This window comes from Nocardia veterana NBRC 100344 (genome assembly GCF_000308855.1).
GTDB lineage: Bacteria > Actinomycetota > Actinomycetes > Mycobacteriales > Mycobacteriaceae > Nocardia > Nocardia veterana.
In genome coordinates this window covers 1-24,626 of sequence record NZ_BAGM01000055.1, presented here as the reverse complement: position 1 = coordinate 24,626, position 24,626 = coordinate 1, and the positions used below count along the sequence as shown (strand labels likewise).

At 69.9% G+C, this 24,626-nt stretch carries 25 protein-coding genes; 6 read left to right on the top strand and 19 right to left on the bottom strand.

What is annotated here, in order from left to right; translation table 11 throughout:
* Positions 1 to 124: 124 nt before the first annotated feature.
* Together ON37_RS09375 and ON37_RS09370 are read right to left on the bottom strand one after the other, a co-directional pair.
* A complete protein-coding gene (locus ON37_RS09375; RefSeq protein ID WP_083892851.1) occupies positions 125 to 955 on the bottom strand; it encodes a Trp biosynthesis-associated membrane protein in 831 nt (276 codons plus the stop codon).
* Positions 952 to 2,529, bottom strand: a complete 1,578-nt coding sequence (locus ON37_RS09370) for an anthranilate synthase component I (RefSeq protein WP_373281995.1) — start codon at positions 2,527 to 2,529, stop codon at positions 952 to 954. The genes ON37_RS09375 and ON37_RS09370 overlap by 4 nt, the downstream gene beginning before the upstream one ends.
* Before the next feature lie 88 nt (positions 2,530 to 2,617).
* Between ON37_RS09370 and ON37_RS09365 the strand changes: the two genes are divergently transcribed.
* The 3 genes from ON37_RS09365 to ON37_RS09355 all read left to right on the top strand — a co-directional run bounded on the left by ON37_RS09365 (position 2,618) and on the right by ON37_RS09355 (position 4,484).
* Positions 2,618 to 3,094, top strand: a complete 477-nt coding sequence (locus ON37_RS09365; protein WP_040718466.1) for a peroxiredoxin — start codon at positions 2,618 to 2,620, stop codon at positions 3,092 to 3,094.
* A gap of 91 nt (positions 3,095 to 3,185) precedes the next feature.
* Positions 3,186 to 3,782 carry a permease gene (locus ON37_RS09360; protein ID WP_174362086.1) on the top strand — a complete coding sequence of 199 codons (597 nt, stop codon included), beginning with the start codon at positions 3,186 to 3,188 and terminating at the stop codon, positions 3,780 to 3,782.
* Between the two features lie 177 nt (positions 3,783 to 3,959).
* Positions 3,960 to 4,484, top strand: a complete 525-nt coding sequence (locus ON37_RS09355; RefSeq protein ID WP_245553130.1) for a MarR family winged helix-turn-helix transcriptional regulator — start codon at positions 3,960 to 3,962, stop codon at positions 4,482 to 4,484.
* A gap of 10 nt (positions 4,485 to 4,494) precedes the next feature.
* On the opposite strand, the gene hisI is transcribed toward ON37_RS09355, so the two are convergent.
* Genes hisI through priA form a run of 4 tightly spaced genes read right to left on the bottom strand, consistent with a single transcriptional unit; the run spans position 4,495 to position 7,214 of the window.
* Positions 4,495 to 4,842: a phosphoribosyl-AMP cyclohydrolase gene (gene hisI, locus ON37_RS09350; protein ID WP_040718465.1), complete on the bottom strand. Its 348-nt coding sequence runs from the start codon at positions 4,840 to 4,842 to the stop codon at positions 4,495 to 4,497.
* A 26-nt stretch (positions 4,843 to 4,868) separates the two neighbouring features.
* The gene (hisF, locus tag ON37_RS09345; RefSeq protein ID WP_040718464.1) at positions 4,869 to 5,642 is read right to left on the bottom strand and encodes an imidazole glycerol phosphate synthase subunit HisF; all 774 of its coding nucleotides are present in this window, start codon (positions 5,640 to 5,642) and stop codon (positions 4,869 to 4,871) included.
* Positions 5,639 to 6,481, bottom strand: a complete 843-nt coding sequence (locus ON37_RS09340) for an inositol monophosphatase family protein (RefSeq protein ID WP_040718463.1) — start codon at positions 6,479 to 6,481, stop codon at positions 5,639 to 5,641. Before ON37_RS09340 ends, hisF begins: the two co-directional genes overlap by 4 nt.
* Before the next feature lies 1 nt (position 6,482).
* Entirely contained in the window at positions 6,483 to 7,214 is a 732-nt protein-coding gene (priA, locus tag ON37_RS09335) for a bifunctional 1-(5-phosphoribosyl)-5-((5-phosphoribosylamino)methylideneamino)imidazole-4-carboxamide isomerase/phosphoribosylanthranilate isomerase PriA (RefSeq protein ID WP_040718462.1), read from the bottom strand.
* A 228-nt stretch (positions 7,215 to 7,442) separates the two neighbouring features.
* On the opposite strand from priA, the gene ON37_RS09330 reads away from it, so the two are divergent.
* Positions 7,443 to 7,919, top strand: a complete 477-nt coding sequence (locus ON37_RS09330) for a hypothetical protein (protein ID WP_040718461.1) — start codon at positions 7,443 to 7,445, stop codon at positions 7,917 to 7,919.
* A gap of 3 nt (positions 7,920 to 7,922) precedes the next feature.
* Here the strand turns inward: ON37_RS09330 and hisH are convergent, their stop codons facing one another.
* The 6 genes from hisH to ON37_RS09300 all read right to left on the bottom strand — a co-directional run bounded on the left by hisH (position 7,923) and on the right by ON37_RS09300 (position 13,161).
* Positions 7,923 to 8,552, bottom strand: a complete 630-nt coding sequence (hisH, locus tag ON37_RS09325) for an imidazole glycerol phosphate synthase subunit HisH (RefSeq protein WP_040718460.1) — start codon at positions 8,550 to 8,552, stop codon at positions 7,923 to 7,925.
* Positions 8,549 to 9,181, bottom strand: coding sequence for an imidazoleglycerol-phosphate dehydratase HisB (gene hisB, locus ON37_RS09320; protein ID WP_083892850.1), 633 nt, complete (start codon positions 9,179 to 9,181; stop codon positions 8,549 to 8,551). The genes hisH and hisB overlap by 4 nt, the downstream gene beginning before the upstream one ends.
* Positions 9,178 to 10,311 (bottom strand): histidinol-phosphate transaminase, encoded by a 1,134-nt coding sequence (locus ON37_RS09315; RefSeq protein ID WP_040718458.1) that lies wholly within the window; start codon positions 10,309 to 10,311, stop codon positions 9,178 to 9,180. Before ON37_RS09315 ends, hisB begins: the two co-directional genes overlap by 4 nt.
* Positions 10,308 to 11,645: a histidinol dehydrogenase gene (gene hisD / locus ON37_RS09310; RefSeq protein WP_040718457.1), complete on the bottom strand. Its 1,338-nt coding sequence runs from the start codon at positions 11,643 to 11,645 to the stop codon at positions 10,308 to 10,310. Before hisD ends, ON37_RS09315 begins: the two co-directional genes overlap by 4 nt.
* Positions 11,646 to 11,806: 161 nt before the next feature.
* Positions 11,807 to 12,094: a putative quinol monooxygenase gene (locus ON37_RS09305; RefSeq protein ID WP_040718456.1), complete on the bottom strand. Its 288-nt coding sequence runs from the start codon at positions 12,092 to 12,094 to the stop codon at positions 11,807 to 11,809.
* A gap of 32 nt (positions 12,095 to 12,126) precedes the next feature.
* The gene (locus ON37_RS09300) at positions 12,127 to 13,161 is read right to left on the bottom strand and encodes an aldo/keto reductase (RefSeq protein WP_040718455.1); all 1,035 of its coding nucleotides are present in this window, start codon (positions 13,159 to 13,161) and stop codon (positions 12,127 to 12,129) included.
* Between the two features lie 142 nt (positions 13,162 to 13,303).
* On the opposite strand from ON37_RS09300, the gene ON37_RS09295 reads away from it, so the two are divergent.
* Positions 13,304 to 14,155, top strand: coding sequence for a helix-turn-helix transcriptional regulator (locus ON37_RS09295; RefSeq protein ID WP_040718454.1), 852 nt, complete (start codon positions 13,304 to 13,306; stop codon positions 14,153 to 14,155).
* A 17-nt stretch (positions 14,156 to 14,172) separates the two neighbouring features.
* On the opposite strand, the gene ON37_RS09290 is transcribed toward ON37_RS09295, so the two are convergent.
* From ON37_RS09290 to ON37_RS09275, 4 genes are all read right to left on the bottom strand, one after another.
* Positions 14,173 to 14,778 carry a maleylpyruvate isomerase family mycothiol-dependent enzyme gene (locus ON37_RS09290; RefSeq protein ID WP_040718453.1) on the bottom strand — a complete coding sequence of 202 codons (606 nt, stop codon included), beginning with the start codon at positions 14,776 to 14,778 and terminating at the stop codon, positions 14,173 to 14,175.
* Between the two features lie 135 nt (positions 14,779 to 14,913).
* Positions 14,914 to 16,482: a serine/threonine-protein kinase gene (locus ON37_RS09285; RefSeq protein WP_040718452.1), complete on the bottom strand. Its 1,569-nt coding sequence runs from the start codon at positions 16,480 to 16,482 to the stop codon at positions 14,914 to 14,916.
* Positions 16,483 to 16,715: 233 nt separating this feature from the next.
* The gene (locus tag ON37_RS09280; protein ID WP_051031388.1) at positions 16,716 to 18,482 is read right to left on the bottom strand and encodes a penicillin-binding transpeptidase domain-containing protein; all 1,767 of its coding nucleotides are present in this window, start codon (positions 18,480 to 18,482) and stop codon (positions 16,716 to 16,718) included.
* Between the two features lie 67 nt (positions 18,483 to 18,549).
* Complete coding sequence (locus tag ON37_RS09275) at positions 18,550 to 19,410, bottom strand: arylamine N-acetyltransferase family protein (RefSeq protein ID WP_040718451.1); 861 nt, start codon at positions 19,408 to 19,410, stop codon at positions 18,550 to 18,552.
* A gap of 205 nt (positions 19,411 to 19,615) precedes the next feature.
* Between ON37_RS09275 and ON37_RS09270 the strand changes: the two genes are divergently transcribed.
* Positions 19,616 to 20,788 (top strand): winged helix DNA-binding domain-containing protein, encoded by a 1,173-nt coding sequence (locus tag ON37_RS09270; RefSeq protein ID WP_040718479.1) that lies wholly within the window; start codon positions 19,616 to 19,618, stop codon positions 20,786 to 20,788.
* Positions 20,789 to 20,838: 50 nt separating this feature from the next.
* On the opposite strand, the gene nadC is transcribed toward ON37_RS09270, so the two are convergent.
* Genes nadC through nadA form a run of 3 tightly spaced genes read right to left on the bottom strand, consistent with a single transcriptional unit; the run spans position 20,839 to position 24,617 of the window.
* Positions 20,839 to 21,699, bottom strand: a complete 861-nt coding sequence (nadC, locus tag ON37_RS09265; protein ID WP_040718478.1) for a carboxylating nicotinate-nucleotide diphosphorylase — start codon at positions 21,697 to 21,699, stop codon at positions 20,839 to 20,841.
* A 32-nt stretch (positions 21,700 to 21,731) separates the two neighbouring features.
* Positions 21,732 to 23,516, bottom strand: a complete 1,785-nt coding sequence (locus ON37_RS09260; protein ID WP_210742585.1) for an L-aspartate oxidase — start codon at positions 23,514 to 23,516, stop codon at positions 21,732 to 21,734.
* A gap of 39 nt (positions 23,517 to 23,555) precedes the next feature.
* Positions 23,556 to 24,617: a quinolinate synthase NadA gene (gene nadA / locus ON37_RS09255; protein WP_051031386.1), complete on the bottom strand. Its 1,062-nt coding sequence runs from the start codon at positions 24,615 to 24,617 to the stop codon at positions 23,556 to 23,558.
* Positions 24,618 to 24,626: the final 9 nt, after the last annotated feature.

The window sequence follows — 24,626 nt, the reverse complement described above, 5'->3', positions numbered from 1 at the left end:
GCCTTGCTACCTGAGAATCCCCCCAGGTGCTGTCTCACCGATGCTGTTAAAGGGTAAAGGGACCGGTTCGTCGTTCCGACGGCGGGGTGTGACGCACTCCCGTCGACACGCCGTGCTAAAGGAGTCATCGGCCGGGCTCGTCGTCGGTCGGGTCGGCGCCGGCGTCCAGCGCGTCCCAGAGCACGCGCTGGGAGAGCTCGCCGGGCTCCTGCGCCGGGATCCGCCCAGCGGCGGCCGGGGGCTGCTCGGCGCGGTCGGCGGGCGTCGCGCTGCCGGCACCGGAGTCGGGCGAACCGGTGCGACGCAGTTCGGCGACCTGTTCCGCGGCCGCGGCCCGGCGGAACACCGGGTTGTCGTATTTACCCGACATCCGAGCCGTCGTTTCGGGCATCCGGGCCAGCAGTACCCCGGCGGCGAAGGCCGCGACCGCCCCGACGACGCTGAGCGCGGCGGGGAACCCGGCCGCGGTGGCGGCGTCGACGTGCGCGCGGGCGGGCAGTTCGGCGAGTTTGGCGGCGCGTTCGGCGATCGCACCGTGCCGGGTCAGCAAGGCGAGTCCGGGCACGGCCGCGACCGCGGCGACGAGTGCCACCACCACCCCGATCAGCCGCCGCAACCACCCCTTGGTGGCGAAGACGGCCGCGATCGAGGCCACCAGCACCAGTGCCAGCGGGGTCAGGGCGCCGAACCAGAGTCCGCCGTTCAGATGCTGGGTCCGCGGTTCGGTCAGGCCGTCGGAGGAACGCAGCGTGACCCAGGTGAGGCGCGAGGAGCCCCACAGCGCGGCCGCGCCGACCGCCAGGAGCAGCACCGGAAGGACCGGGCGAGCACGCTTCGCGGGTGCGCTCGGGGCGTCGCCGGTATCCGCCTCCGGAACATAGCGATCCGGGTCGGCGGGACGTGCCGCGCCGGCGGGCGAATGTCGGTCGGCTGGTTCGGATTCCGAGTTGCTCATAGCAGGGTGCCGTCGGGCTCGGGGGTGAAGGTCCGGACGGTGCGCGCGGCGGCGACGGCCTTGAGCACCGCCATCGCCTTGTTCCGCGACTCCTCGTCCTCGTATTCGGGTTGCGAGTCGGCGACGATACCGGCACCGGCCTGGACGTAGGCGACGCCGTCCTTGAGCAGTGCGGTCCGGATGGCGATCGCGGTGTCGGCGTCCCCGGCGAAATCCAGATAGCCGACGACCCCGGCATACACGCCGCGGCGAGTGGGCTCGTTCTCCTCGATCAACTCCATCGCCCGCACCTTCGGCGCTCCCGAGAGCGTGCCCGCCGGGAAGCAGGCTCGCACCGCGTCGAGGGCGATCCGCCCGGCCGCGAGCCTGCCGGTGACGGTGGAGACCAGATGCATGACATGGCTGTAGCGCTCGATGTGGCGATATTCGGTGACGCGCACGGTGCCCGGTTCGCAGACCCGGCCCAGATCGTTGCGGCCGAGGTCGACGAGCATGAGATGTTCGGCGTTCTCCTTCTCGTCGGCGAGCAGATCCTTCTCGAGCAGCACATCGTCCTCCTCGGTGGCACCGCGCCACCGGGTCCCCGCGATCGGATGTGTCGTCGCCACACCGTCTTTCACCGTCACCAGCGATTCGGGACTGGAGCCGACGATGGAGAACGCGGTGCCACCCGCACCGTCGGGGATGTGCATCAGATACATGTACGGGCTCGGATTCGACGCACGCAGCATTCGGTACACATCCAGCGGCGCGCCGTCGAAATCCATTTCGAAGCGCTGGGACAGCACCACCTGAAACGCCTCGCCGGCTTCGATCTCACCGACCAGCCGGCGCACTCCGGCGCCGAAATCTTCGCTGCTGCGCCGGCGCACGTAGTCCGGCTCGGGCCGGTCGAACACGGACACGGTGGACTCGGCGGGGGCGGCCAGGGCGGCGGTCATCCGATCGAGCCGGGCGACCGCGTCGTCGTAGGCCTCGTCGACGTGTTCGTCGGTGCCGTTCCAGTTGACCGCGTTCGCGATGAGGGTGATCGCACCCTCGTGATGATCGAAGGCGGCCAGATCCGCGGCGAGCAGCAGCACCATCTCCGGGACCTGCAGATCGTCGGTGGTCAGCTCCGGCAAGCGCTCGATGCGGCGGACGATGTCGTAGCCGAGGTAGCCGACCAGACCGCCGGTCAGCGGGGGCAGTCCGGGCAGCCGCTCGGTGCGCAGCAGTTCGAGCGTGTCGCGCAGGGCCACCAGCGGATCCCCGCCGGAGGGGGCGTCGGCGGGGGTGGCACCCAGCCAGGCCGCGCGACCGTCGACCACGGTCAGCGCGGTGGGGCTGCCCGCGCCGATGAAGGACCACCGCGACCACGAGCGGCCGTTCTCGGCCGACTCGAGCAGGAAGGTGCCGGGCCGGTCGGCGGCCAGTTTGCGGTAGGCGGACAGCGGGGTCTCCGAGTCCGCCAACACCTTGCGCGTGACCGGAACCACCCGGTGAGCGGCCGCGAGCATGCGGAACTGGTCCCGGGTCGTGGTGGTTGCGGTTTCCGGACGGTCGAATGCGGCGCCGTGCATATCGCTCATCATTCCAGTCGGCCGCAACCGAGATTCCCTGGCCCCGGCGCGGCCGCGCGACGGGTATCGGACACCGGGCCCGGCCGGTACCCTCGCCACTGTGAAAAAAGGCCAGCGCGCACCCGGGTTCGAACTTCCCGACCAGACCGGCACCGTCCGGTCGCTCGATTCGCTGCTGGCCGACGGCCCGCTGACGCTGTTCTTCTTCCCCGCCGCCAATACTCCGGTGTGCACCGCCGAGGCCTGCCATTTCCGTGATCTGACAAGCGAATTCGCCGCGCTGGGCGCGAGCTGCGCGGGCATCAGCACCGATTCGGTCGACACCCAGGCCGGGTTCGCGCAGGCGCAGGCCCTCGGGTATCCGCTGCTGTCCGATCGCGACGGCGCCGTCGCCGAACGTTTCGGCGTCAAGCGCTCCGGACCGATCGGCGGCCTGCTGGCGTCCTTCATGCCGGTCAAGCGGCAGACCTTCGTCATCGATACGGATCGCACCGTCCTGGCGGTGATCTCGGGGGAACTGCGCGCCAACGTGCACGCCGACGCGGCGCTGACAGCGCTGCGCGAGCGGCGGTCCTGACGCCGCGCCGCCGGCGCGGTCCCGCGCGGACACGCGAATTCGGGCGGCGGATGCGCCGCGATCGGCCGGTGCCCGCGCATACGCTGGGGCTATGACTTCGACGAACTCCCTCACGAACTCCGGCACCAAACCGCGAGCCACCGTGTGGCGAAATCGCGCCCTCGGCCTGGTCGCGATCGTCGTCGTACTGGTCGTCGCCTACTTCGTCCTGTCGGCCTTCATCCCTCGATGGTGGGCCCAGCGGATCGCCGGCATGTCCGGTCACGGCAGTTTCGCCCAGGGCATCTGGTCCGGGCTGGCGCTCGGTTTCGTCTGCACCCTGGTTCCGCTGCTGCTGTTGCTCGGCGCGGTGCGGGTGTGGCGCACGCGGGTGGGCCGGTTCGCGGCCGGCGCGGCCGCCGTCCTGGCCCTGATCGTCGCGCTGCCGAATCTGATGACGCTGACCATCGTGCTCGGGGGCAGCAGCGCCGCCCACGCCGGTGAGCGGGTCCTCGACGTCGATGCGCCCGGCTTCCGCGGCGCCTCCCTGGTCGGCGCGATCGTGGCGGCCGCCGTCTTCGCGGTGGTGGTCGCGCTACTGCTACGCAAACAGTGGCGGGCACGGTCGGCGCGGCGGGCCGAGGCCGGTGTGGTCACCGCCGCGGATCCGGCCGACGACCGGCCGTCCGGTGGCGGAAGCACATCCTGATCGAGTTCGCCACTCCGCCCCGCCCGAGCGTGATAGCTGTCACGTCATTCGCAACCGTGATGACCATCGAGCGAAGTCGTGGCAAACTTGTTGATCGCGAGTGACGGTGAATTGAAGTTTCAATGGTCGTTAGCGTTGTCAACGATCACGTCACTGGGCTGCAAGAGAGGGCGCGAAGTGACGGAATGGCTCAACCCCACCGAACGGCGAGCTTGGCGTACCCTTGTCGCGCTGACCACGCGGTTACCGGCGGCAATGGATACGCAGCTGCAACGCGAAGCCGGAATGACGCATTTCGAATATTTTTTGATGGCACTGCTGTCCGAGGAGCCCGGACATCGCCTGCAACTCAGCGATCTCGCGAACAGGGCAAACGCATCGCTATCCCGGCTTTCGCATGTGGTGACGAAATTGGAGCGGCTGGGCTGGGCTCGGCGCGAGTCGGTCCGCGGCCGCCGCGGCGCACATGCCGTCCTCACCGACGCCGGGTACGAGCAGGTCGAAAAGGCCACCCCGGCGTATCTGGAAGCGGTGCGCGGCCTGGTGTTCGACGGCCTCGACGATCAGCAGGTCGAGCAGCTGCTCTCCCTGGGTGAAACACTCGTCGCTCAGCTGGACGCGGGATTGTCGCGCGGTATCGGCCGGGCCGACGGTCTACCCGATCCGCCCGCCGCTGAACCGGCGTCGATCAGATCGTCCTGACCGATCCAGGTCAGGACGCGTCGGCGAGCAGCAGATCCCCGTCCCAGCAGGTATGCGTGCCGGTGTGACAGGCCGCGCCCTGCTGGTCGACGATCAGCAGGATCGCATCCCCGTCGCAGTCGAGCCGCACCTCGTGCACGTACTGGGTGTGCCCGGAGGTCTCCCCCTTGACCCAGTACTGCTGCCGCGACCGCGAATAGTAGGTCGCCTTGCGGGTGGCCAGGGTGCGGGCCAGCGCCTCGTCGTCCATCCACGCCATCATCAGCACAGCGCCGGTGCCGCGCTCCTGCGCGATCGCGGCGACCAGGCCGGCCTCGTTGCGCTTGAGGCGGGCGGCCACCGCGGGATCCAGGTTCATAGTCATCGTTATACCAATCCGGCCCGTCAGCGGACCGTGATGCCGTCGGCCCGCATGGCCGATTTGACCTGCGGAATGGTGAGGTCGCCGAAATGGAAGACGCTGGCGGCCAGGACGGCGTCGGCGCCGGTCCGTACCGCCGGGGCGAAATGATCCACCTGGCCGGCGCCACCGCTGGCGATGATCGGGACCGAGACCGCGGCCCGTACCGCGCTGATCATCGGCAGATCGAAACCGCCCTTGGTCCCGTCGGCGTCCATCGAGTTCAGCAGGATCTCGCCGACGCCGAGTTCGGCGCCGCGCACCGCCCATTCGATCGCGTCGATGCCGGTACCGCGCTTGCCACCGTGCGTAGTCACCTCCCAGCCCGACGGGGTCGGCGCGCCGGTCTCGGGGACGCGCCGGGCGTCCACCGACAGCACGATGCACTGCGAGCCGAATCGCTGCGACATCTCGCGCAGGATTTCCGGATTCGCGATGGCCGCGGTGTTCACCGACACCTTGTCCGCGCCCGCGCGCAGCAACCGGTCCACATCCTCGACCGTGCGGACCCCGCCACCCACGGTCAGCGGGATGAAGATCTGCTCGGCGGTGCGGGTGACCACATCGATCATGGTGCCGCGATCGCCGCTCGAGGCGGTGACGTCGAGGAAGGTGAGTTCGTCGGCGCCCTGGGCGTCGTAGACCGCGGCCAGTTCCACCGGATCGCCCGCATCGCGCAGGTTCTCGAAATTCACGCCCTTGACCACGCGACCGGCGTCCACATCCAGGCACGGGATCACGCGTACCGCGAGTGTCATTGCGTCCCTTCCGAATTCTCGTTGCGCTCGGTGGCGCGGTCGACGGCTGTGTCGATCATGTCCAGCAGTTCCTCGTGGATTCCGGGGGCCGCGGCCAGCACCGACCGCGACGTGATCGACCACGGTTCGCCCCGCAGATCGGTCACCACTCCGCCGGCGGCCCGCACCAGTGCCACCCCCGCCGCGTTGTCCCACGGATGATGGCCGAACACCACGGCCCCGCCGAGCACCCCCGACGCCGTGTAGGCCAGGTCGATTCCGGTGGATCCGTGCATGCGCACCCGGCTCGACAACCGGCTCAGCGCACCGAGCAGATCGAATCGGAACCGCCCCGGGATCCGGCCGTGCGCGTCGATGTTGAAAGCGCCGAAGCCGATCATCGCGTCGGCGAGCCGCCCCCGTTCCAACGGGGGCAGCGGTTTTCCGTTCAGCAGCAGCGGTCCACCCGCGGCCGCCGCGTAGCGGCGGTCCAGCAGCGGCAACCAGGTCAGGCCGAGCACCGGCTGCCCGTCGTCGACCAGGGCCAGCAGCATCGCCGACAGCGGATGGCCCGCCGAATAGTTGAAGGTGCCGTCGATCGGGTCGAGCACCCAGGCGGTGCCGGTCTCCAGTTCCGGACCGCCGAATTCCTCACCGTGCACCGGAATTCCGGTGCGGGCGAGCAACTGCTCGGACAGGGTGCGCTCGAGTTCCAGGTCGAGTGCGGTGGCGAAGTCACCGCGTCCCTTCTGGACCGCGCTCGGCGCTCCCACACCCTCGACGAAACGCGCTGTCGCACCGTCCAATATCTCGCTCGCCGTGGCGAGCAGCGCGGCCGGATCGGAGGCGGCGGCGGTCACGTCAGCGAACCGCGTCCAGCGCCTCGGGCAGTGTGAAACGCCCGGCGTACAAGGCTTTTCCGACGATCGCGCCCTCCACCCCGTCGGGCACCAGCCCGGCGATGGCGCGCAGATCGTCGAGGGTCGAGACGCCGCCGGAGGCGATCACCGGCGCCTCGGTCGCCGCGCAGACCTGCCGCAGGATGTCGAGGTTCGGGCCCTGCAGAGTGCCGTCCTTGCTCACGTCGGTGACGACGTAGCGCGCGCAGCCGTCGCGTTCGAGCCGCTCGAGCACCTCCCACAGGTCGCCGCCGTCGCTGACCCAGCCACGGCCCCGCAACCGGTAGTTGCCGTCGATGATCCGCACATCCAGCCCGACCGCGACCCGGTCGCCGTATTCGGCGATCGCGCGGGCGCACCACTGCGGGTCCTCCAGGGCCGCGGTGCCCAGATTGACCCGGGCGCAGCCGGTGGCCATGGCGGCCTTCAGCGATTCGTCGTCGCGGATGCCACCCGACAGCTCGACCTTCACATCCAGCTCACCGACAACCTCGGCGAGCAGTTCGCGATTGGATCCGCGGCCGAAGGCGGCGTCCAGATCGACCAGATGCACCCACTCGGCGCCGGCCTCCTGCCAGGCCAGCGCGGCATCGCGGGGGGCGCCGTAGCTGGTTTCGCTGCCGGCCTCCCCCTGAACCAGGCGCACGGCCTCACCATTGGCGACATCGACGGCGGGTAGCAGCACAAGACTCACGTGTGCAGCCTACTGGCTACCGGTTGGCGTCGCCGTGCCGGGATGGCGCATATGGGACGCCGGTCACGGGCCCGGAGGAGGCGCATCACACGTTTGAGGCGGCCGACGCCGGGCAATCCGAAGACAGCGCGTGTCACTGTGCGCAGGAGGTCTCGGCCGACGGTCTCCGCGTACGTACCCTGGGTCGGGGCCGCGTACTGCCATCGATGTCGACGAAGAGGATCTCTCATGCCCCGGATCACGTTGCGGCCCTTCGCCTTCGCCCTGCCCTGTGCGGCGGTCGGCGCGGCGCTCGCCGTGGCCCCGGTCGCGACCGCCGCGCCTACCGACCCGATCCAGTTGGCGGCCTGCGATTTCGGGCGGCAATTCACCACCTACGACTGGGCCGGCTACGACGATTACGACCGCCGAGTACTGGAGCTGTCCACCGGGGCGTTCCACGACCAGTTCGTCGCGTCGGCGCCGGATCGGCGCGCACACGTGACGTCGATGCACATCCGCTCCGAGGCCAATTCGGTGGAATGCCGCACCGATGTGGCCGACCCCGAGCATTCTCAGGTCGTGGTGACCATCGACCGGTCCGAACGCAGCGACGCCACCCTGGGCCTGCCCCGTCCCGAACGGTCCCAGCTGCGGGTGTTCCTCGACAACGTCGACGGCCGCTGGCTCGCCGGGCGGGTCGACACGGTGGCGCCGCAGACGTAACCCCTACAGCGAGCCGACCCAGTTGCGCAGCAGCTGCGCACCGGCGTCACCCGACTTCTCCGGGTGGAACTGGGTGGCGCACAGCGGCCCGTTCTCCACTGCGGCGAGGAACGGCCCGCCGTGTTCGGCCCAGATCAGTTTCGCCGGGGCGATGGTGCCGTTGTCGTCCCACTCCCACTTCTGCGCCGCATAGGAGTGCACGAAGTAGAAACGGGTCTCGGGATCCATCCCGGCGAACAGCACACTGTCGGCGGGAGCCTGCACGGTGTTCCAGCCCATGTGCGGAAGTACCTGCGCCGGAAGCCGTTCCACCGTGCCCGGCCACTGCCCGCAGCCCTCGGATTCGACCCCGAACTCGACGCCGCGCTCGAACATGATCTGCATGCCCACGCAGATGCCGAGCACCGGACGGCCGCCGGCGAGCCGGGTCCCGATGATCCGCTCCCCGCGGACCTGCGTCAGCCCGGCCATGCACGCGGCGAAGGCGCCGACGCCGGGCACGACCAGGCCGTCGGCGTTCAGCGCGGCCTGCGGATCGGCGGTGACGGTGACCTCGGCGCCGGTGCGGGCCAGCGCGCGCGCCGCGGAATGCAGATTGCCGGAGCCGTAGTCCAGCAGCACAACCGATTTCACAGCGTTCCCTTCGTGGACGGCACACCGGTGACCCGGGGGTCCGGCTCGACGGCGGCGCGCAACGCTCGTGCGACCGCCTTGAATTCGGCCTCGGTGATGTGGTGCTGATCGCGGCCGTACAGCACCCGCACGTGCAGGGCGATGCGGGCGTTGAGGGCGATCGACTCGAAGACGTGCCGGTTCAGCACCGTGGAATACGACGCACCGGGACCGGCGCTGGGAATCACGGTGTGCAGCAGCCGCTCCGGCTCGCCCTCGTGGACGCAGTACGGCCGGCCGGACACGTCGACGACGGCGTGGGCGAGGGTTTCGTCCATCGGGATGTAGCAGTCGCCGAAGCGGCGGATGCCCTTCTTGTCTCCCAGGGCCTCGCCGAGCGCCTGCCCGATGACGATGGCGGTGTCCTCGACGGTGTGATGCGCCTCGATCTCGATATCGCCCTTGGCCTGCACGGTCAGATCGAAGCTGCCGTGCTGGCCGAAGGCGGTGAGCATATGGTCGTAGAACGGCACACCGGTGGAGATGTCGGTCTTGCCGGTGCCGTCGAGATTCAACTCGACCACGATGCTGGATTCGCGGGTGGTGCGTTCCACCCGGGCGGTTCGATTCATACTCGCTTCCGTACTCATCGGGAGATCACCTCGGTGGTCACCAGCAACTCGCTCACCCGCAGGAATTCGTCGTTCTCGGCGGCCAGTCCGATGGTGGTGCGCAGATAGCCGGGAATGCCGACGTCGCGGATCAGCACGCCCTCGTTCAGATAGCGCTGCCAGGTGCGGGGTGCGTCGGCGAAGTAGCCGAACAGCAGGAAGTTCGCATCCGAGGTGACCACCTCGAAACCCATCTCCCGCAACGCCTTCGCCACTCGTTCGCGCTGCGCGGCGAGTTCGGCGACACTGGCCAGCGTTTCGTCGGCGTGGCGCAGCGCGGCGCGGGCGGCGGCCTGGGTCACCACCGACAGGTGGTATGGCAGCCGCACCAGCAGCATCGCCTCGATCACCGCGGGCGCGGCGACCAGATAGCCGAGCCGCCCACCGGCGAAGGCGAAGGCCTTGCTCATGGTGCGGCTGACCACCAGCTTCGCCGGATACCGGTCGATGAGCGCGAGTGCGCTGGGCGCGGCGGAGAACTCGCCGTACGCCTCGTCGACCACCACGATCCCCGGCGCCACCGCGAGCAGGCGTTCGAGATCGGCGAGGGCGATCGAATGCCCGGTCGGATTGTTCGGGCTGGTCACGAACACCACATCGGGGCGGCGATCGGCGATCACCGCGGCCGCGTAGTCGATGTCTAGGGAGAAGTCGCTGTTGCGCTTGGCCTCCATCCACTCGGTATCGATGCCCTCGGAGATGATCGGGTGCATCGAATACGAGGGCACGAAGCCGAGTGCGCTGCGGCCGGGTCCGCCGAAGGCCTGCAGCAGCTGCTGCAGAATCTCGTTGGAGCCGTTGGCCGCCCACACGTTCGCCGTCTGCACGGTGACACCGGTCTGGCGGGTCAGGTACGCGGCCAGGTCGGTGCGCAGCGCCACCGCGTCGCGGTCGGGGTAGCGGTGCAGGTCGGCGGCGGCGGCGCGGATGGATTCGGCCACATCGTCGATCAGCGCCCGGCTCGGCGGGTGCGGATTCTCGTTGGTGTTCAGCTGCACCGGCACCGCCAATTGCGGTGCGCCGTACGGGCTCTTACCGCGCAGGTTCTCGCGCAGCGGCAGATCGTCGAGGGTCGCCGCGGCGCCCGGGATATCGGCGGTCGCGGTCATGACAGGGCCTCGAAACGCACCTGCACGGCCTGGCCGTGCGCGGGCAGATCCTCGGCATTGGCCAGCGAGACCACATGTCCGGCAACGTCTTTCAACGCGGCCTCGCTGTATTCGACGACGTGGATACCGCGCAGGAAGGTCTGCACGCTCAGCCCCGAGGAGTGGCGCGCGCACCCGGCGGTGGGCAGGACGTGATTCGATCCGGCGCAGTAGTCGCCGAGGCTCACCGGCGACCAGGCGCCGACGAACACCGCGCCCGCGCTGCGGACCCGTCCGGCGACCGCGGCCGCGTCGGCGGTCTGGATCTCGAGGTGTTCGGCGGCGTAGGCGTTGACCACCCGCAACCCCTGCTCGATGTCGTCGACGAGCACGACCCCGGACTGCTTGCCGGACAACGCCTCCGAGACCCGCTGCCGATGCTTGACCACCGCGAGCTGGGTGGTGATCGCGGCGTCGACCGCATCGGCCAGTGCCACGCTGTCGGTGACGAGCACGCTGGCGGCGAGCACATCGTGTTCGGCCTGGGAGATCAGGTCGGCGGCCACGTGCGCCGGATCGGCGGTGGCGTCGGCGAGGATCGCGATCTCGGTGGGACCGGCCTCGGCGTCGATGCCGACCAGGCCGCGGCACAGCCGCTTGGCGGCGGTGACGTAGATGTTGCCCGGCCCGGTGATCATGTCGACGGGCGCGAGCTGCGCGCCGTCGGTGTCGGTGCCGCCGTAGGACAGCAACGCGACCGCCTGGGCGCCGCCGACCGCCCACACCTCCTCGACGCCGAGCAGTTTCGCCGCGGCGAGAATCGTCGGATGCGGCAGTCCGCCGAACTGGGCTTGCGGCGGCGAGGCCACCACCAGTGAGTCCACGCCCGCGGCCTGCGCGGGGACGACGTTCATGACGACGCTGGACGGGTAGACGGCATTGCCGCCGGGCACGTAAAGACCGACCCGCTCGACCGGCACCCAGCGTTCGGTGACGGTGCCGCCGGGCACCACCTCGGTGGTGGTGTCGGTGCGGCGCTGGTCGGCGTGCACCTTGCGAGTGCGTTCGATGGCCACCTCGAGCGCCGCGCGCACCGCCGGATCCAGTTCGGCGAGGGCCTTGTCCAATTCGGCGGCCGGGACGCGCACGCTCGCCGGGGCGATGCCGTCGAATTTCGCGCTGAACTCCTGCGCGGCCTCGACCCCGCGATCGCGGATCGCCTCCACCACCGGCCGCACATGATGCAGCACCGAGTCCACGTCCACTCCCCCACGCGGCAGTGCCGCGCGCAGTTCGGCAGCGGAGGGCGTACGTCCGCGCAGATCCACGCGGGCGAGCTCGATGCGGCTAGTCATAGCGGTGTGAAATCCTTGTCTGTCCGGCCGGTCTGTGCTGGTCATCACATCGAAGCGAAAGCTCCGGACCGCCTACCAGCCTATCGGGTCGGCGCCAGCCGATATCCGCCGCCCGAGCCGGATGCGGCCGCACACCCGCATCCGGCTCCCGTCGCGACCGCTCATTCCGGGACCAGGCGCGACACCGTCATGGGCGTGGCGAGAATCCGGTCCAGGACCTCGGCGACATGCCGGAAATGCGGGGTCGCGAAATGGGCGTCCAGGTCGTCGGGCCCGCGCCAGCGTTCCACCACGACCATCCGGGCGGGCTCGTTCGGATCGGCATAGGGCCGATAGTCCAAGCATCCGGGTTCCGCGAGGGACGGTTCGATCATCGCCTCCAGGGCGGTGCGCAACCGGTCCTCCTCGCCCGGACGGGCATGCAGTTCGGCTACCACCTGCAGGACCACGGTGTTTCTCCTTCCGGTGTCGGGTCGGCGGTTCACGGCCGCACGGGCCCGGTGCCGGCCCCGGTGGCAGCCAGGGCCGCGGCGATGTCGTCGAGATCGGCGGCGGTGAGCGTCAGGTCGTGGGCACCGATCCACCCGTCGATCTGGTCCGGCGTGCGGGCGCCCACGATCGCTCCGGTGATACCGGGCCACGCGGTCGCCCAGGCCAGCGCCACCTCGGCGACCGCGGCGCCGTGCCGGGCGGCGATCGGACGCAGCGCATCGACGAAGGCGAGATTGGTCGGCAGCTCGGTGGTGAATTCGGGATAGTTGCGGCGCCAGTCGTCGGCCCCGAGCACCCGATCGGCGGTGAACGCACCGGTCAGCAGGCCCGACTGCAGGGGCGAATAGACGATGACCCCGGTGTCGTGTGCCGCCGCCCAAGCGATCTCCGGCGCGGCGGTGCGGTTGAGCGCGGAGAACGGCGGCTGGATCGCGTCGACGTGGGCGACGGCCTCGGCCCGCTCCAATTGGCGCACATCGTGATTGGACAGTCCGATGGCTCGCACCTTGCCTTCCTTGCGCAGGTCGGCCATTACCTGCCAGTACTCCTCGAGCGGGGTGGCGGCGTCGGTCGGCTCCCCCTCGGCGCCGTAGACGAAGCGGGCGCCGGTCGCGGGCCAGTGCACCTGATACAGGTCGAGGTGGTCGGTGCCGAGGCGGCGCAGCGAGGATTCCAGTTCCCGGCGGATGGAGGCCGGGGTCAGCACTCGCAGCGGCGGACCGTTGGGGTCGTCGCCGTCCTCCCAGATCAGTCCGGCCTTGGTGAACAGATAGGGGCGTTCGCGCTCGGGGATGCCGGCCAGTGCCCGGCCGACCAGTTCTTCGGCGTGGCCGAGTCCGTAGGCCGCGGCGGTGTCGATCCAGTTGACGCCCCGATCGACCGCGTGCCGGATGGCGGCCACGGAGTCGGCGTCGTCGGTGGCGCCCCACGAGTACTGCCAACCGGACCCGGAGATGACCCAGGTACCGAAACCCAGCGGGGTGATATCCATTCCGGTGCTACCGAAGCGGCGCAGCGTGCTCATTCGTTCGTCTCCTCGTTCCGGCGCCGCCCCGATGGCGGCCCCGGAATCAGATTCGTCGGCGGCGCGACGGCCTACCAGTGCGCGCCGAGCCTGGGCATGCGGTGACCAGGCTTCCCGGCCGCGAGCCCGCGATACTGGTGACATGAGTCTGGATCGACGCGCCGAACTCGGCGAATTCCTGCGATCGCGCCGCGCCCGCCTGCGGCCGGAGGAAGTCGGCCTGGCCGAGCACGGCACCCGGCGCCGGGTGCCGGGTTTGCGCCGGGAGGAGCTGGCGCTGCTGGCGGGGGTCAGCGTGGACCACTACGTGCGCCTGGAACAGGGCCGCACCCTGCACTTCTCGGAATCGGTGCTCGACGCCGTGGCGCGGGCGTTGCGGCTGAATCCGCTGGAGCGTGATCACCTGTATCGGCTGGCCCGGCCCTGGTCGGGCGTCGAACCCGTTGCGGCGCAGCAGGTCCGGCCCGGACTGCGGCGGTTGCTCGACAGCGCCGAGACCCCGTCCTACATCGTCGGTCGCGGCACCGACGTCCTGGCCTGGAATCGGGCGGCGGCGGCGCTGATCACCGACTTCGGCGTGTTGCCACCGGCGCAGCGAAACCTGGCGCGGCTGGTGTTCTTCGACGAGGGGATGCGCGAGCTGTACGAGGATTGGCCGGCCAAGGCCGCCGATGTCGTCGCCTATCTGCGGCTGGACGCCGGCCGCCACCCCGGAGACGACGGCATCGCGGCACTGATCGACGAATTACGGCGGCGGGAGCCGGTTTTCGAGCAGCTGTGGCTGCGGCACGAGCTGAAGGACAAGACTCACGGCCGCTACGTGTACCGCCATCCGGTCGTCGGCCGCCTCGACCTCGCTTTCGAAACCCTCCGGCTACCCGACGACCCCGACCAGGCGTTGATCATGCATACGGTCGAGCCGGATTCGCCCAGCGCGACCGCGCTCCGCTTGCTCACCGACTGGGCCGCCGACACCGAAACCGCTGCGCGGTAGCGCGGCTCGGGGGTGGATCAGACGCCGTGGCGCCGGCGCAGCGTCGCCACTCCGGCCCCGGTGAGCTCGTCGAGGACGACGGCACGTCCCACCACGGCCAGGGCCAGCGCTTCGCCCGGCCCCCGGACTTCCGGGCCGGAACCGGCGGACCACTCCACATCGGTGGCGACGAAGCGCAGGCCCCGGGTGTACTTCCGGGGTGCGGCGAACGGATCGGGGTGCCGGAGGACCGCGATCAAGCGGTCGGCGGGGATCTCGCGCGGGCGGCCGAGTGGTCGGCGAATGTCCTGGTGGTGCACCAGGATATCGGCCAACCCGAGGCGCGGCCAGGCGCCGGTGATGCGCTGCCCGGAGTTCTCGAACCGCGCGAGCAGCTCGGCCGTGGTCAGGTTCCGCACCCGGTCGACCAGACGGTTGTTGACCCGATCCGTGTTCAACCGGTGGCGGAGAGCGAAGCGGGCGTAGCCCGGCAGGGAGATCTCGTCGTAGAGCAGGTGCCCCACCACATCACGAACCCGCCACCCCGCGCACAGCGAGGGAGCCTCCCATTCCTCCTCGCTCAAATCACGCAGGAGCGCGATCAGGTCGGCCCGTTCCTCGTCCAGCAGCTGCCGAGTGCTCACGCGTGCGACACTACCGGGACACCAGCGGGGACGGACAGCCGACGCCGGCCGCACCACGCCCCTGGTGTAGACGGGAAGACCGTGCGAGACAACGACTTTCGCAACGGAGCGAACCGGAAGGCGCCCGCATTCGGCTCAGTGGGTGTCGCTGTCGATCAGCAGATGCCCGTTGCTGCCGACGACGACCCGCAGCTCGATCGACTTGGACGAACCGCCGTAGGTGATACTCGCGACCGACATGTCCACCGATCCATCGGAGTTGGTGCTGCTGCCGGCGCCGCGGGCGCCTTCGATGGTGTTGTAGGCGGTGATCTGATTCTGCTTCCAGTAGGTGGCGAACGCCTGCTGGCCGCCGTACACCTGCTGCGCGGCGGGGGTGAGCAGATTCCACGCGGTACCGGCGTTCTGATCGACCAGCGCATCGTAGAAGTTCTGAATCACCCCGGCGGCCGAGCCGACATCGGCCTTGCCGGCGCTCTTGGTCTGCCCCACCGCGGCCACGCTCTGCGTCGAGGTACCGGACTGCGCGGTGGCGGTGGCGGACTGCGAATTCGCCTGCGATCCCGGCGATTCCGTCTTCGCGCCGCCGAACATCAGATACAGCGCCGCCGCGACGATCACCAGACCAGCGGCGAAACCACCGGCGAAGACCCAGGGCTTGGCATTACGGGTGGGCGCGGATTCGGCGGCGGTGGCGGGCACCGGGTTGGACCGGGTCGGATGCGCGGCGGCGGCGGGACGCACCGGCTGCATCTCGGGTTCGGACAGCACGGCGGCGGTGGCCATCATCTCCGCGGTGGAGATATCGGCCTGCGCCGCACGACGATCCAGGGTGCGGGTGGCCTGACGGCGGGACGCGCCGCGGTGGGTGGCCAGCATCCGGGTGGATTCGGCATCGACGCCCTGATCGGCGAAATCGGCCAGCTGATCGCGCACCTCGGTCATGCTCGGCCGATCCTCCGGCTCGAAGCTGAGCAGATCCAGCAGCAGGTCGGTGAGCGGGCCGGCATTGCGCGGCTGGCTGAGCTGACCGTTGGCCGCGGCGTAGAGCAGCGCCAGCGGATTCGGGTTGGTGCCGTACGGCGGCTCACCCTCGAGCGCGTGGAAAAGCGTTGCGCCCAAAGCGAAGACGTCGGCGGCCGGGGTGGGCTCGGCGCCGCGCGCGACCTCGGGCGCCAGATAGGCCGCGGTACCGGAGATCAATCCGGTCGCGGTCAGCGTGACATCGCCCTTGGCCTTGGAAATGCCGAAGTCGGTGATCTTCACGGTGCCGTTGTCACCGAGCAGCACATTGCCCGGCTTGATATCGCGATGCACGATGCCGGCCCGGTGGGCGGCCACCAGCGCCGAGGCCACCTGCTCACCGATGCGCGCCACCTGCGGCAGCGGCAGGGTGCCCTGCGAGGACAGCACCACGGCCAGGCTCTGCGAGGGCAGATACTCCATGATCAGGCAGGGATCGCCCTCGTGATCGGTGATATCGAAGACCACGATCGCATTGGGGTGCTGGAAGCGTGCCGCGTTGCGGGCTTCCCGAGAGGCGCGCTGGCGCACGATCTCCTTCTCACCCGGGGGCAGACTGGGCTGGGTGAGGATCTGCTTGATCGCAACGGACCGCTCGAGGCGTTCGTCGACGGCACGCCAGACGACGCCTGTGCCGCCGCTACCAATCCGCTCGACCAGGCGGTAATGCCCTGCGATCACTTGGCCGGTTTCGATGGCACTACTCCGAGTTTCTCCGCGATCCGTGACTTACCGCGCGCGGGGTCATGTCCCGCGCGTGTTCCCGGACGAGTGTAGCGGGCGTGACGGGCCGCTTTGACACCAGAGCGAGATCTGTGCGGCGGATGTGTGACAACTGTGCGATGCGGGCGAGATCACTCCGCTATACACCGAGTACATTTGTGACCAAATTCACGTCGAAGTGTGACCGGTTCCTACTGATTCCGCAGGAAACGTCCGGCCGCTTCGACCGCCGGGGCCGAGCTGCCGGCGTCGCTGACGAACACCGCCAAGGCCAGATCACCGTCGATGCCGACGAACCATCCGTGGGCGTGGGTGTTGTCGATGTACTCCGCGGTGCCGGTCTTGCCCAGCATGCCGGGAATGTCGGCCAGTGCGGTCGCCGTGCCGTTCGTAATCGTCTCGCGCATCATGGATTTCACCTGATCGAGCACGGCGGCGGGAATCGGCGGTGGAGCCTGGTCGGCCTTCGCGGGCGCACCGGCGACGATGACCGGGGCAGGGACCGAACCACGGGCGACGGTCGCGGCGACCAACGCCATCCCGAACGGCGAGGCCGTCACCCGGCCCTGGCCGATGCCCTCCTCGACCCGCAGCGCGGGAGTATCGGCGGTCGGCACCTTTCCGGTCACCGTGGTCATTCCGGGAGCGGTGAAATCGACGCCGAGTCCGAGCTGGGCGGCGGTGTGGGTGAGGGAATCAGGGGGCAGATCCACCGCGAGCCGGCCCATCGTGGTGTTGCAGGACCGGGCGAAGGCAGTGTGTAGCGGCACGGTCCCCAGGTCGAAGTTGTTGTCGTTGGGGATCTGCCGGCCCTCGATGTTCTCGGTGCCCGGGCAGGCGACGGGGGTGTCGGCGGTGATCCGACCGTCCTGAAGTGCGGCCGACACGGTGACCGTCTTGAACGTCGAGCCGGGCGGATACAGCCCGGTCAGGGCGATGGGTCCCTGGGCGTCGGCGGGTGAATTCTGGCCCACGGCCAGCACATCGCCGGTGGACGGCCGCAGGACGACCATGGCGGCGGGCGTCGGAATCGGCGCGAGCGCGGCCTCGGCCCGGCGCAGCATCCCGGCATCGAGGGTGGTGGCGATGTCGGCGACGGGTTTGGGCTGCTGCCCGCCGACGATGTGCGCACCGTCGGCGGCCTGCGCGCGCACCGCCCAGCCGGCGGCGGCATCCGTCTCGTGCTGCCACAGCTCGGACAGGCCCGACAGCGTGGGCGAGGCGAGAGTCTTGTCGACGGTCAGCAATCGGGTCTGCGGGGCAAGGGTGACATTCGGTAGGGCGGCAAGGCGGTCCTGCACCGGCGCGAGATCGCTTGCGCGCAAAGCGATCGCGGTGACCGGTTTGCGCTGAGCGCGATCCAGTTCCTGGCGCAGGCTCGCGGCCGTGATCGACGGATCGATCGGATTCAGCAGGGCGGCAAGGGCATCCACGTCGGCGCCCGGACCCGGCTGGACGAGCGTGACCACCTGCTGCGTGAGCAGTTCCGCGCCGTCGCGACCGAGTACCCGGGCCGCAGGCTGCGGGGCCACGGTCTCGTAGGCCAGTGGACCGGTGTCGAGGCCGGGCGCGACGGTCGCCGGAGTCCAGCGCACCTTCCAGTCGTCACCGGATTCCTCGGCGGTGCCGGTGGTCGAGTATGTCCACTGGTTGCCCGCGGTGCCGAATTTCCAGGTGCTGGCGAGGGTGAACGTGGCGCCTCGGTCGGTGGTGTCGACCGATGTCACGTCGACCTGCACCTTCTTGCCGAGGCTGTCGAACAGCGCGCCGAGCGTGGCGGAGGCCCGGCCGGGATCGGAGGTCACGGCCGCGGCCGCCGCCGCGTCGCCGTGCGTCAGTGCCTCGGCGAAGGCGCGCACGCTGCGATCGAGCCGGTCGGCGGAGCTGTCGCCGGAACAGCCGGCCAGGGCGAGCGTCGGGGCGGCGATCAGGGCGAACAGTTTCGATCCGGTGCGCACGCGGCCGACCCTACCGCCGCGCGCGGACCGCGCCCGGCAATTGCCACCCGCCGCGCGGGCCACCGGTTCAGGCCCGCAACCATTCTCCCGCCGCCAGCCGGGCGGCGTCGGCATCGTCGAGATCGATATCGAATTCGGCGGACAACGTCTTCGGCAGTTCGGCCGCTGTCAGCTCCCGGCTGTGGGAGGTGCCGTCCGGATATTCGGTGATCCAGGTGGTGCTGTCGATGATGTCGTGGCGGTCCGGCCGGAACCGCTGGATGTACGGGCGGCTCACGAACGGCGACCGCGGTGAGGTCGACACGAAGTGGTTACCGACCGCGTAGTCGATCGGATATTGCGGATTCATCGTGAAGCTGTGCCGGTCGATCCACCCGTCGCGGGCGTAGTGATGCAGCACCCACAGCTCGGTGTCGAGGTCGCCGCGGGTCGGTTCGAGACGGAACCGCCAATCGCCGGCGCGCACTTCCCCCGCATCGGGATTCAACTCGAGCGGCGCGAGCGGCCCGGCGCCGAAACCCACGTCGCACAACCACACTCGGTCGTCGTCTGCCGTGGTGACCCGCAGCAGGGCATGCGTCGCCGGCCGGAAGCCGCGCGCGCCCATACTCACCCGGCCGTGCAACCCCGTCACCCCGAACCCGAGACGTTCCAGGGCGGCGGCGAACAGGCCGACGTGCTCGTAGCAGTAGCCGCCGCGGCGGGATCGAACGATCTTGTCCTGCACCGACGGGAGGTCGATCAGCACCGGGCGATGCAGCACGGGCTCGAGATTCTCGAACGGGATGGTCGTGGTGTGCGCGTACTGCAGGGCGTGCAGGGTCTGCACCGTCGGTTCCGGCTTCGCGGTGAATCCGATGCGTTCGAAGTACGCCGGCAGATCCAGATCCGCGCCGTTCCAGTGCGAAATCGAGGGCGTGTCCGTCATTGCGCCTCCTCCGTGCGGCGAAATTCGCCCGCTTCGTTCGAATCGACGCCATGACCAACGGGCGTGTGGGGCCGAGTGTTCCCGCGGTCGGCACCGACGGGGCGCCCGTTACGGCGCGGCGCACGAGTGTGGCGACCGGCCGACCGGCGCACGCGAACCGGGCCGAGCGGCGGTCCGGTCGGGCGGCGTGGACTACCATTCGATCATGCGTTCGATATCCGTCGCTCAGCGACGCACTCGGCTCGCTCGTCGCCACCGGCTCGCGGCATCGGCCCGTGGCACCGATCCCACCGATATCGCCCGGTCGATGGTCGCCCTGCACGCGACGGACCCGGCGACCGTATTCCTGTCCGTCCATGCCCGGACCCGCGGGCTGACACCCGCCGATGTCGAACGAGCTCTCTACGACGACCGGACGCTGCTGCGCATGCTCGCCATGCGGCGCACCATGTTCGTGGTGCCGGTCGATCTGGTTCCGGTGCTCCAGGCCGCGGTGGCCGACGCACTCGCGGTGAAACAGCGGCGAAACTACGGCAAATACCTGAAGCAGGTGGTCGAGGGCGATATCGAAGCCTGGCTGGCCGAGGTCGCCGACGAAACGCATCGGGAACTGCTGGCGCGCGGCAGCGCGACCGGCGCCCAGCTGTCGGCCGCGCTGCCCCGGCTGCGCACCCAGGTCGACACCGCGCCCGGTAAGCCGTATTCGAAGCCGACCAACATCACCACCTGGGTGCTGGTCATCCTCGGCTGCGACGGGCTGATCGTGCGCGGGCGGCCCAACGGCGGATGGACCAGCAGCCAGTACACCTGGGCGCCGCGCGAGGCCTGGCTACCCGCGCAGACCGCGCCGATCGCGCTCGACGCGGCCCGCGGCGAGCTGGCGCGCCGCTGGCTGCGCACCTTCGGCCCGGCCCCGGTCGAGGATCTGACCTGGTGGACCGGTTGGACGAAAACCGATGTGCGCAAGGTGCTGTCGAGTCTGGACGTGACCGAGGTGGATCTCGACGGGCGGCCCGGAGTGGTTCTGTCCGACGACGCGGAGCCCGATCCCGGCACCGAACCGTGGGCAGCCCTGCTACCCGCCCTCGATCCGACCCCGATGGGCTGGCAGTCCCGTGAGTGGTTCCTCGGCCCGCATGCTCCCGCGCTGTTCGACAGCAACGGCAATATCGGGCCCAGTATCTGGGTCGACGGCCGCATCGTCGGCGGCTGGGCGCAGCGGGCGGACGGCGAGATCGTCTGGCGACTCCTGGAAGACGTCGGCGCAGACGCGAAGGCTCTGATCGACGCGGAGGTCGAACGCATCGCCGCCTGGTACGGCGACGTGCGTGCCATCCCTCGATTCCGGACCCCGCTCGAGCGCGAACTCACCAGCTGACCCGCCCGCGCTCCGGTACGGACGAGCCGCCCGTGCCGACGGTCGCCGGCTCACATATCCAGCCCCAGGTCGAGCACCCGCACCGAATGCGTCAGGGCGCCGACCGCGAGATAGTCCACCCCGGTGCGGGCATAGTCGGCGGCCGAGGCGAGCGAAAGCCCGCCGGAGGATTCGAGTTTCGTGCGCGGCGAACGGCTGTTGCGGCGCTGCACCGCGGCCTGTGTGGCCCAGAGCGGGAAATTGTCCAGCAGCACCAGTTCGACATCCTCGGCGAGCACGGCGTCGAGTTGATCGAGACTGTCGACCTCGACCTCGCACTCGATCTCCGGATTCAGTTCGCGCACCGCACGCAGCGCCGCGACCACCGACCCGGCGGCCACCACGTGATTGTCCTTGATCAGGGCGGCGTCACCGAGACCCATGCGGTGGTTGACGCCACCCCCGACCCGGACCGAATACTTCTGCAGCGCACGCAATCCCGGCAACGTCTTGCGGCTGTCGCGGATCCGGCAGTTCGTGCCCTCGACCGCGTCCACCCAGGCGGCGGTGGCGGTGGCGATCCCGGACATGTGCGTCACCAGATTCAGCATGGTGCGCTCGGCGGTGAGCAGTTGCCGGGTCGGCGCCACGACGGTGAGGACCGCGTCCCCGGGTGCGACGCGGGTGCCGTCGGCGACCCGATCGGTCACCTCGTAGTTCCCCGCGCCGATCACTTCGTCGAGCACCAGCAGCCCGACATCGATGCCGGCCACCGTCCCCGGCTGCCGGGACACCATCGCCGCCTTGACGGTGGCATCCGCGGGAACCGTTGCGGCCGAGGTGATATCGGGGCCGTAGCGCAGATCCTCGTCGAGCGCGGTGCGAATCAGGGTCAGCAGCTCCGCCCGGTCGAGTGCGGGATCCAGGGCCATCATCTACTCCTCAGCATGTCGTGCGCGGGCGGTCATCGGATGGTCGCCACGGGCTGTGGGCCGGCGACCTCGAGTGGTTCGGTCACCACCTGGGGGCGGCCGTCGGCGCCGAGCCGAATCGCGACACTGCGCCGCAACTCCTCGCGTGGCTCGGGGTAATCGGATCGGGTGTGGCAGCCCCGGCTTTCGGCCCGAGCGGTGGCCGCGAGCAGCAGTGCGCGTGCGGTCAAGGTCAGCGCGGCATCCTCGACCGCGGTCAGGATCCCGGCCTGCTCGCCGGGCAGGCGCGAAACACCGTGCGGGAATGGGATATCCGACGCGGTATCCGGTGCGGCCGACAGCCCGCAGGTCCCTTCCGGCCCGGTTCGCCGCGCCCTGTTCTCCGGCGCGGCCGCGCTGTCCGGCCCTGCCGGCGCGACCGCGCTGTCCGGCCCTGCCGGCTCGGCCGCGCTGTCCGGCCCTGCCGCGCTGCCACGCAGATGCAGGACCCGCAGCATGGCCGCGCGCAGTCCGTCACCGTCGCGCACCACGGCGGCATGGGCGGACATCAACTGCTGCAGCGCCGTTCGGTCGATGCGCGGCAGCGACAGTTCCGGCACCATGGTCACCTCCGGCTTCACCGCGATCCGCTCGGCCGCCGCCACCCCGGCCCGCTCGCCCACGACCAGGCCCTCCAGCAAACTGTTCGACGCCAGCCGATTCGCGCCGTGCAGACCGGTTCGCGCCACCTCACCGGCGGCGTACAGCCCCGGCACCGTGGTACGCCCGTGGGTGTCGGTGACGATGCCACCGCACTGGAAATGCGCGGCGGGGGCGACCGGAATCAGGTCGGTGTGCGGGTCCAGGCCGGCGGCTCGGCAGGAGGTGGTGATCGTCGGGAAGCGCTGAGCGAAACCGTCGATCGCGCGGGCGTCCAGGTAGACGTGATCGGTGCCGAGGGTTCGCATCCGGGCCGCGATCGCCTTGGAGACGATGTCGCGCGGTGCCAGATCGCCGCGCGGATCGACCCCGGCGGTGACCGCCTGCCCGGCCGAATCGACCAGCACCGCGCCCTCGCCGCGAACCGCCTCACTGATCAGCGGTCGCCGCCCCAGTCCACCCGGCGTGAACAACACCGTGGGGTGGAACTGCAGGAATTCCAGATCCGCGACCAGGGCGCCAGCGCGCAGCGCGAGCGCGATCCCGTCGGCGGTCGCGCCGGGCGGATTGGTGCTGCAGGCATAGAGCTGCCCCGATCCCCCGGTGGCCAGCAGCACCGCCGGTGCGTGCACGACGCCGAATCCCTGTGCGGAGACCACAACCACCCCGCGCACCCCGTCGGGGCCGGTGACGATGTCGAGAGCGGCGGTGCCGAACAGCACCGGGAGCCCGGCGGCGTTGAGGGCGCGCTGCACCTCCGCTCCGGTGGCGTCGCCCCCGGCGTGGATGATGCGCCGGGTGCTGTGCCCGCCCTCGCGGGTGCGCGACACCCGTCCGTCGCGGCCGAGATCGAAGACCGCGCCCAGATCGGTGAGCGCCGCGACCGCATCGCCACCGCCGGCCACGATCGATCGCACGGCCTCCGGATCACACAGTCCCGCACCGGCGTCGACGGTATCGGCGACATGCGAATCGACGGTGTCTCCCTCCGGCGCGACGACCGCGATGCCGCCCTGGGCGTACTGGGTGGACGTATCGGTCGGGCCACCCTTGCTCAGGGTCAGCACCCGTAACCCCCGCAGCGACGCGGCGCGGGCCGCGGTCAAACCCGCGACACCACCACCGATCACCACCAGATCTGCTTCGGCTTCCCAGCCGATCGAAGGCGTCGAGATCATCGATCGAACCTTTCCGGCTCGCCCGGGGCGAGTCCGGTGCTATTCGCCGCCGCCGGGGTTACCGATGGCGATCATCCGCTGCACCGAATTGCGAGCCAGCGCGGCGGTTTCCGGATCGACGTGCACTTCGTCGAGGTTGTCGGTCAGGCAGCGCAGCAGCGCCGCCGGCGTGATCATCTTCATGTACCGGCAGGACGCGCGGTCGTTGACGGCCTGGAAGTCCACGTCCGGCGCGGCCTTTCGCAGCTGATGCAGCATGCCGATCTCGGTGGCCACCAGCACCTGGCTCGACTGCGCGTTCTTCGCGGCGTCGATCATGCCGCCGGTGGACAGGATGTGGACCCGGTCAGCCGGGAACGCGCCCTCGCCCGCGAGATACAAGGCCGAGGTGGCACAACCACATTCGGGGTGAACGAACAGTTCGGCATCGGGATGGGTGCGGGCCTGCTCGGTCAGCTCGTCCCCGTTGATCCCGGCGTGCACGTGGCATTCACCGGCCCAGATGTGCATGTTCTCGCGCCCGGTGACGCGCTTGACGTGCGCGCCGAGGAACTGGTCGGGCAGGAACAGCACCTCGCGCTCGGGATCGATCGAGGCGACCACGTCGACGGCATTGGAGGAGGTGCAGCAGATGTCGGTGAGCGCCTTCACCGCCGCGGTGGTGTTCACGTAGGACACCACCAGCGCGCCGGGGTGCTCGGCCTTCCAGGCGCGCAGTTCGTCGGCGGTGATGGAGTCGGCCAGCGAGCAACCGGCACGCTGATCCGGAATCAGCACGGTCTTGTCCGGGCTGAGGATCTTCGCGGTCTCGGCCATGAAGTGCACGCCGCAGAACACGATGGTGTCCTCCGGGACCTGGGCGGCGATCCGCGACAGTGCCAGCGAATCACCGACGTGGTCGGCGACGTCCTGGATCTCGGGTAGCTGGTAGTTGTGCGCCAGGATGGTGGCGTTGCGTTCACGCGCGAGCCGCTTGATCTCCTGCGCCCACTCCGGTGTGGCGGCGACTCCGCCGAATCCGTCGGGACCGTCGATGACCTGCGCTGCGAATGCCTGCGTCGTCGGACCGGAGGTCGCTGTCGTCAGACTCGTTGACGCCATGGCATGGCT

Coding starts and splice junctions, on each gene's coding strand:
- hisF (WP_040718464.1), bottom strand. CDS start 5,642: ATGACACTCGCGGTACGCGTGATCCCGTGCCTGGATGTGGACGCCGGT.
- ON37_RS09330 (WP_040718461.1), top strand. CDS start 7,443: ATGCCCCGGATCACGTTGCGGCCCTTCGCCTTCGCCCTGCCCTGTGCG.
- nadA (WP_051031386.1), bottom strand. CDS start 24,617: ATGGCGTCAACGAGTCTGACGACAGCGACCTCCGGTCCGACGACGCAG.
- ON37_RS09270 (WP_040718479.1), top strand. CDS start 19,616: ATGCGTTCGATATCCGTCGCTCAGCGACGCACTCGGCTCGCTCGTCGC.
- ON37_RS09360 (WP_174362086.1), top strand. CDS start 3,186: ATGACTTCGACGAACTCCCTCACGAACTCCGGCACCAAACCGCGAGCC.
- hisI (WP_040718465.1), bottom strand. CDS start 4,842: ATGAACCTGGATCCCGCGGTGGCCGCCCGCCTCAAGCGCAACGAGGCC.
- hisB (WP_083892850.1), bottom strand. CDS start 9,181: ATGAGTACGGAAGCGAGTATGAATCGAACCGCCCGGGTGGAACGCACC.
- ON37_RS09315 (WP_040718458.1), bottom strand. CDS start 10,311: ATGACCGCGACCGCCGATATCCCGGGCGCCGCGGCGACCCTCGACGAT.
- nadC (WP_040718478.1), bottom strand. CDS start 21,699: ATGGCCCTGGATCCCGCACTCGACCGGGCGGAGCTGCTGACCCTGATT.
- ON37_RS09375 (WP_083892851.1), bottom strand. CDS start 955: ATGAGCAACTCGGAATCCGAACCAGCCGACCGACATTCGCCCGCCGGC.
- ON37_RS09300 (WP_040718455.1), bottom strand. CDS start 13,161: ATGAGCACGCTGCGCCGCTTCGGTAGCACCGGAATGGATATCACCCCG.
- ON37_RS09260 (WP_210742585.1), bottom strand. CDS start 23,516: ATGATCTCGACGCCTTCGATCGGCTGGGAAGCCGAAGCAGATCTGGTG.
- ON37_RS09275 (WP_040718451.1), bottom strand. CDS start 19,410: ATGACGGACACGCCCTCGATTTCGCACTGGAACGGCGCGGATCTGGAT.
- ON37_RS09370 (WP_373281995.1), bottom strand. CDS start 2,529: ATGATGAGCGATATGCACGGCGCCGCATTCGACCGTCCGGAAACCGCA.
- ON37_RS09295 (WP_040718454.1), top strand. CDS start 13,304: ATGAGTCTGGATCGACGCGCCGAACTCGGCGAATTCCTGCGATCGCGC.
- hisD (WP_040718457.1), bottom strand. CDS start 11,645: ATGACTAGCCGCATCGAGCTCGCCCGCGTGGATCTGCGCGGACGTACG.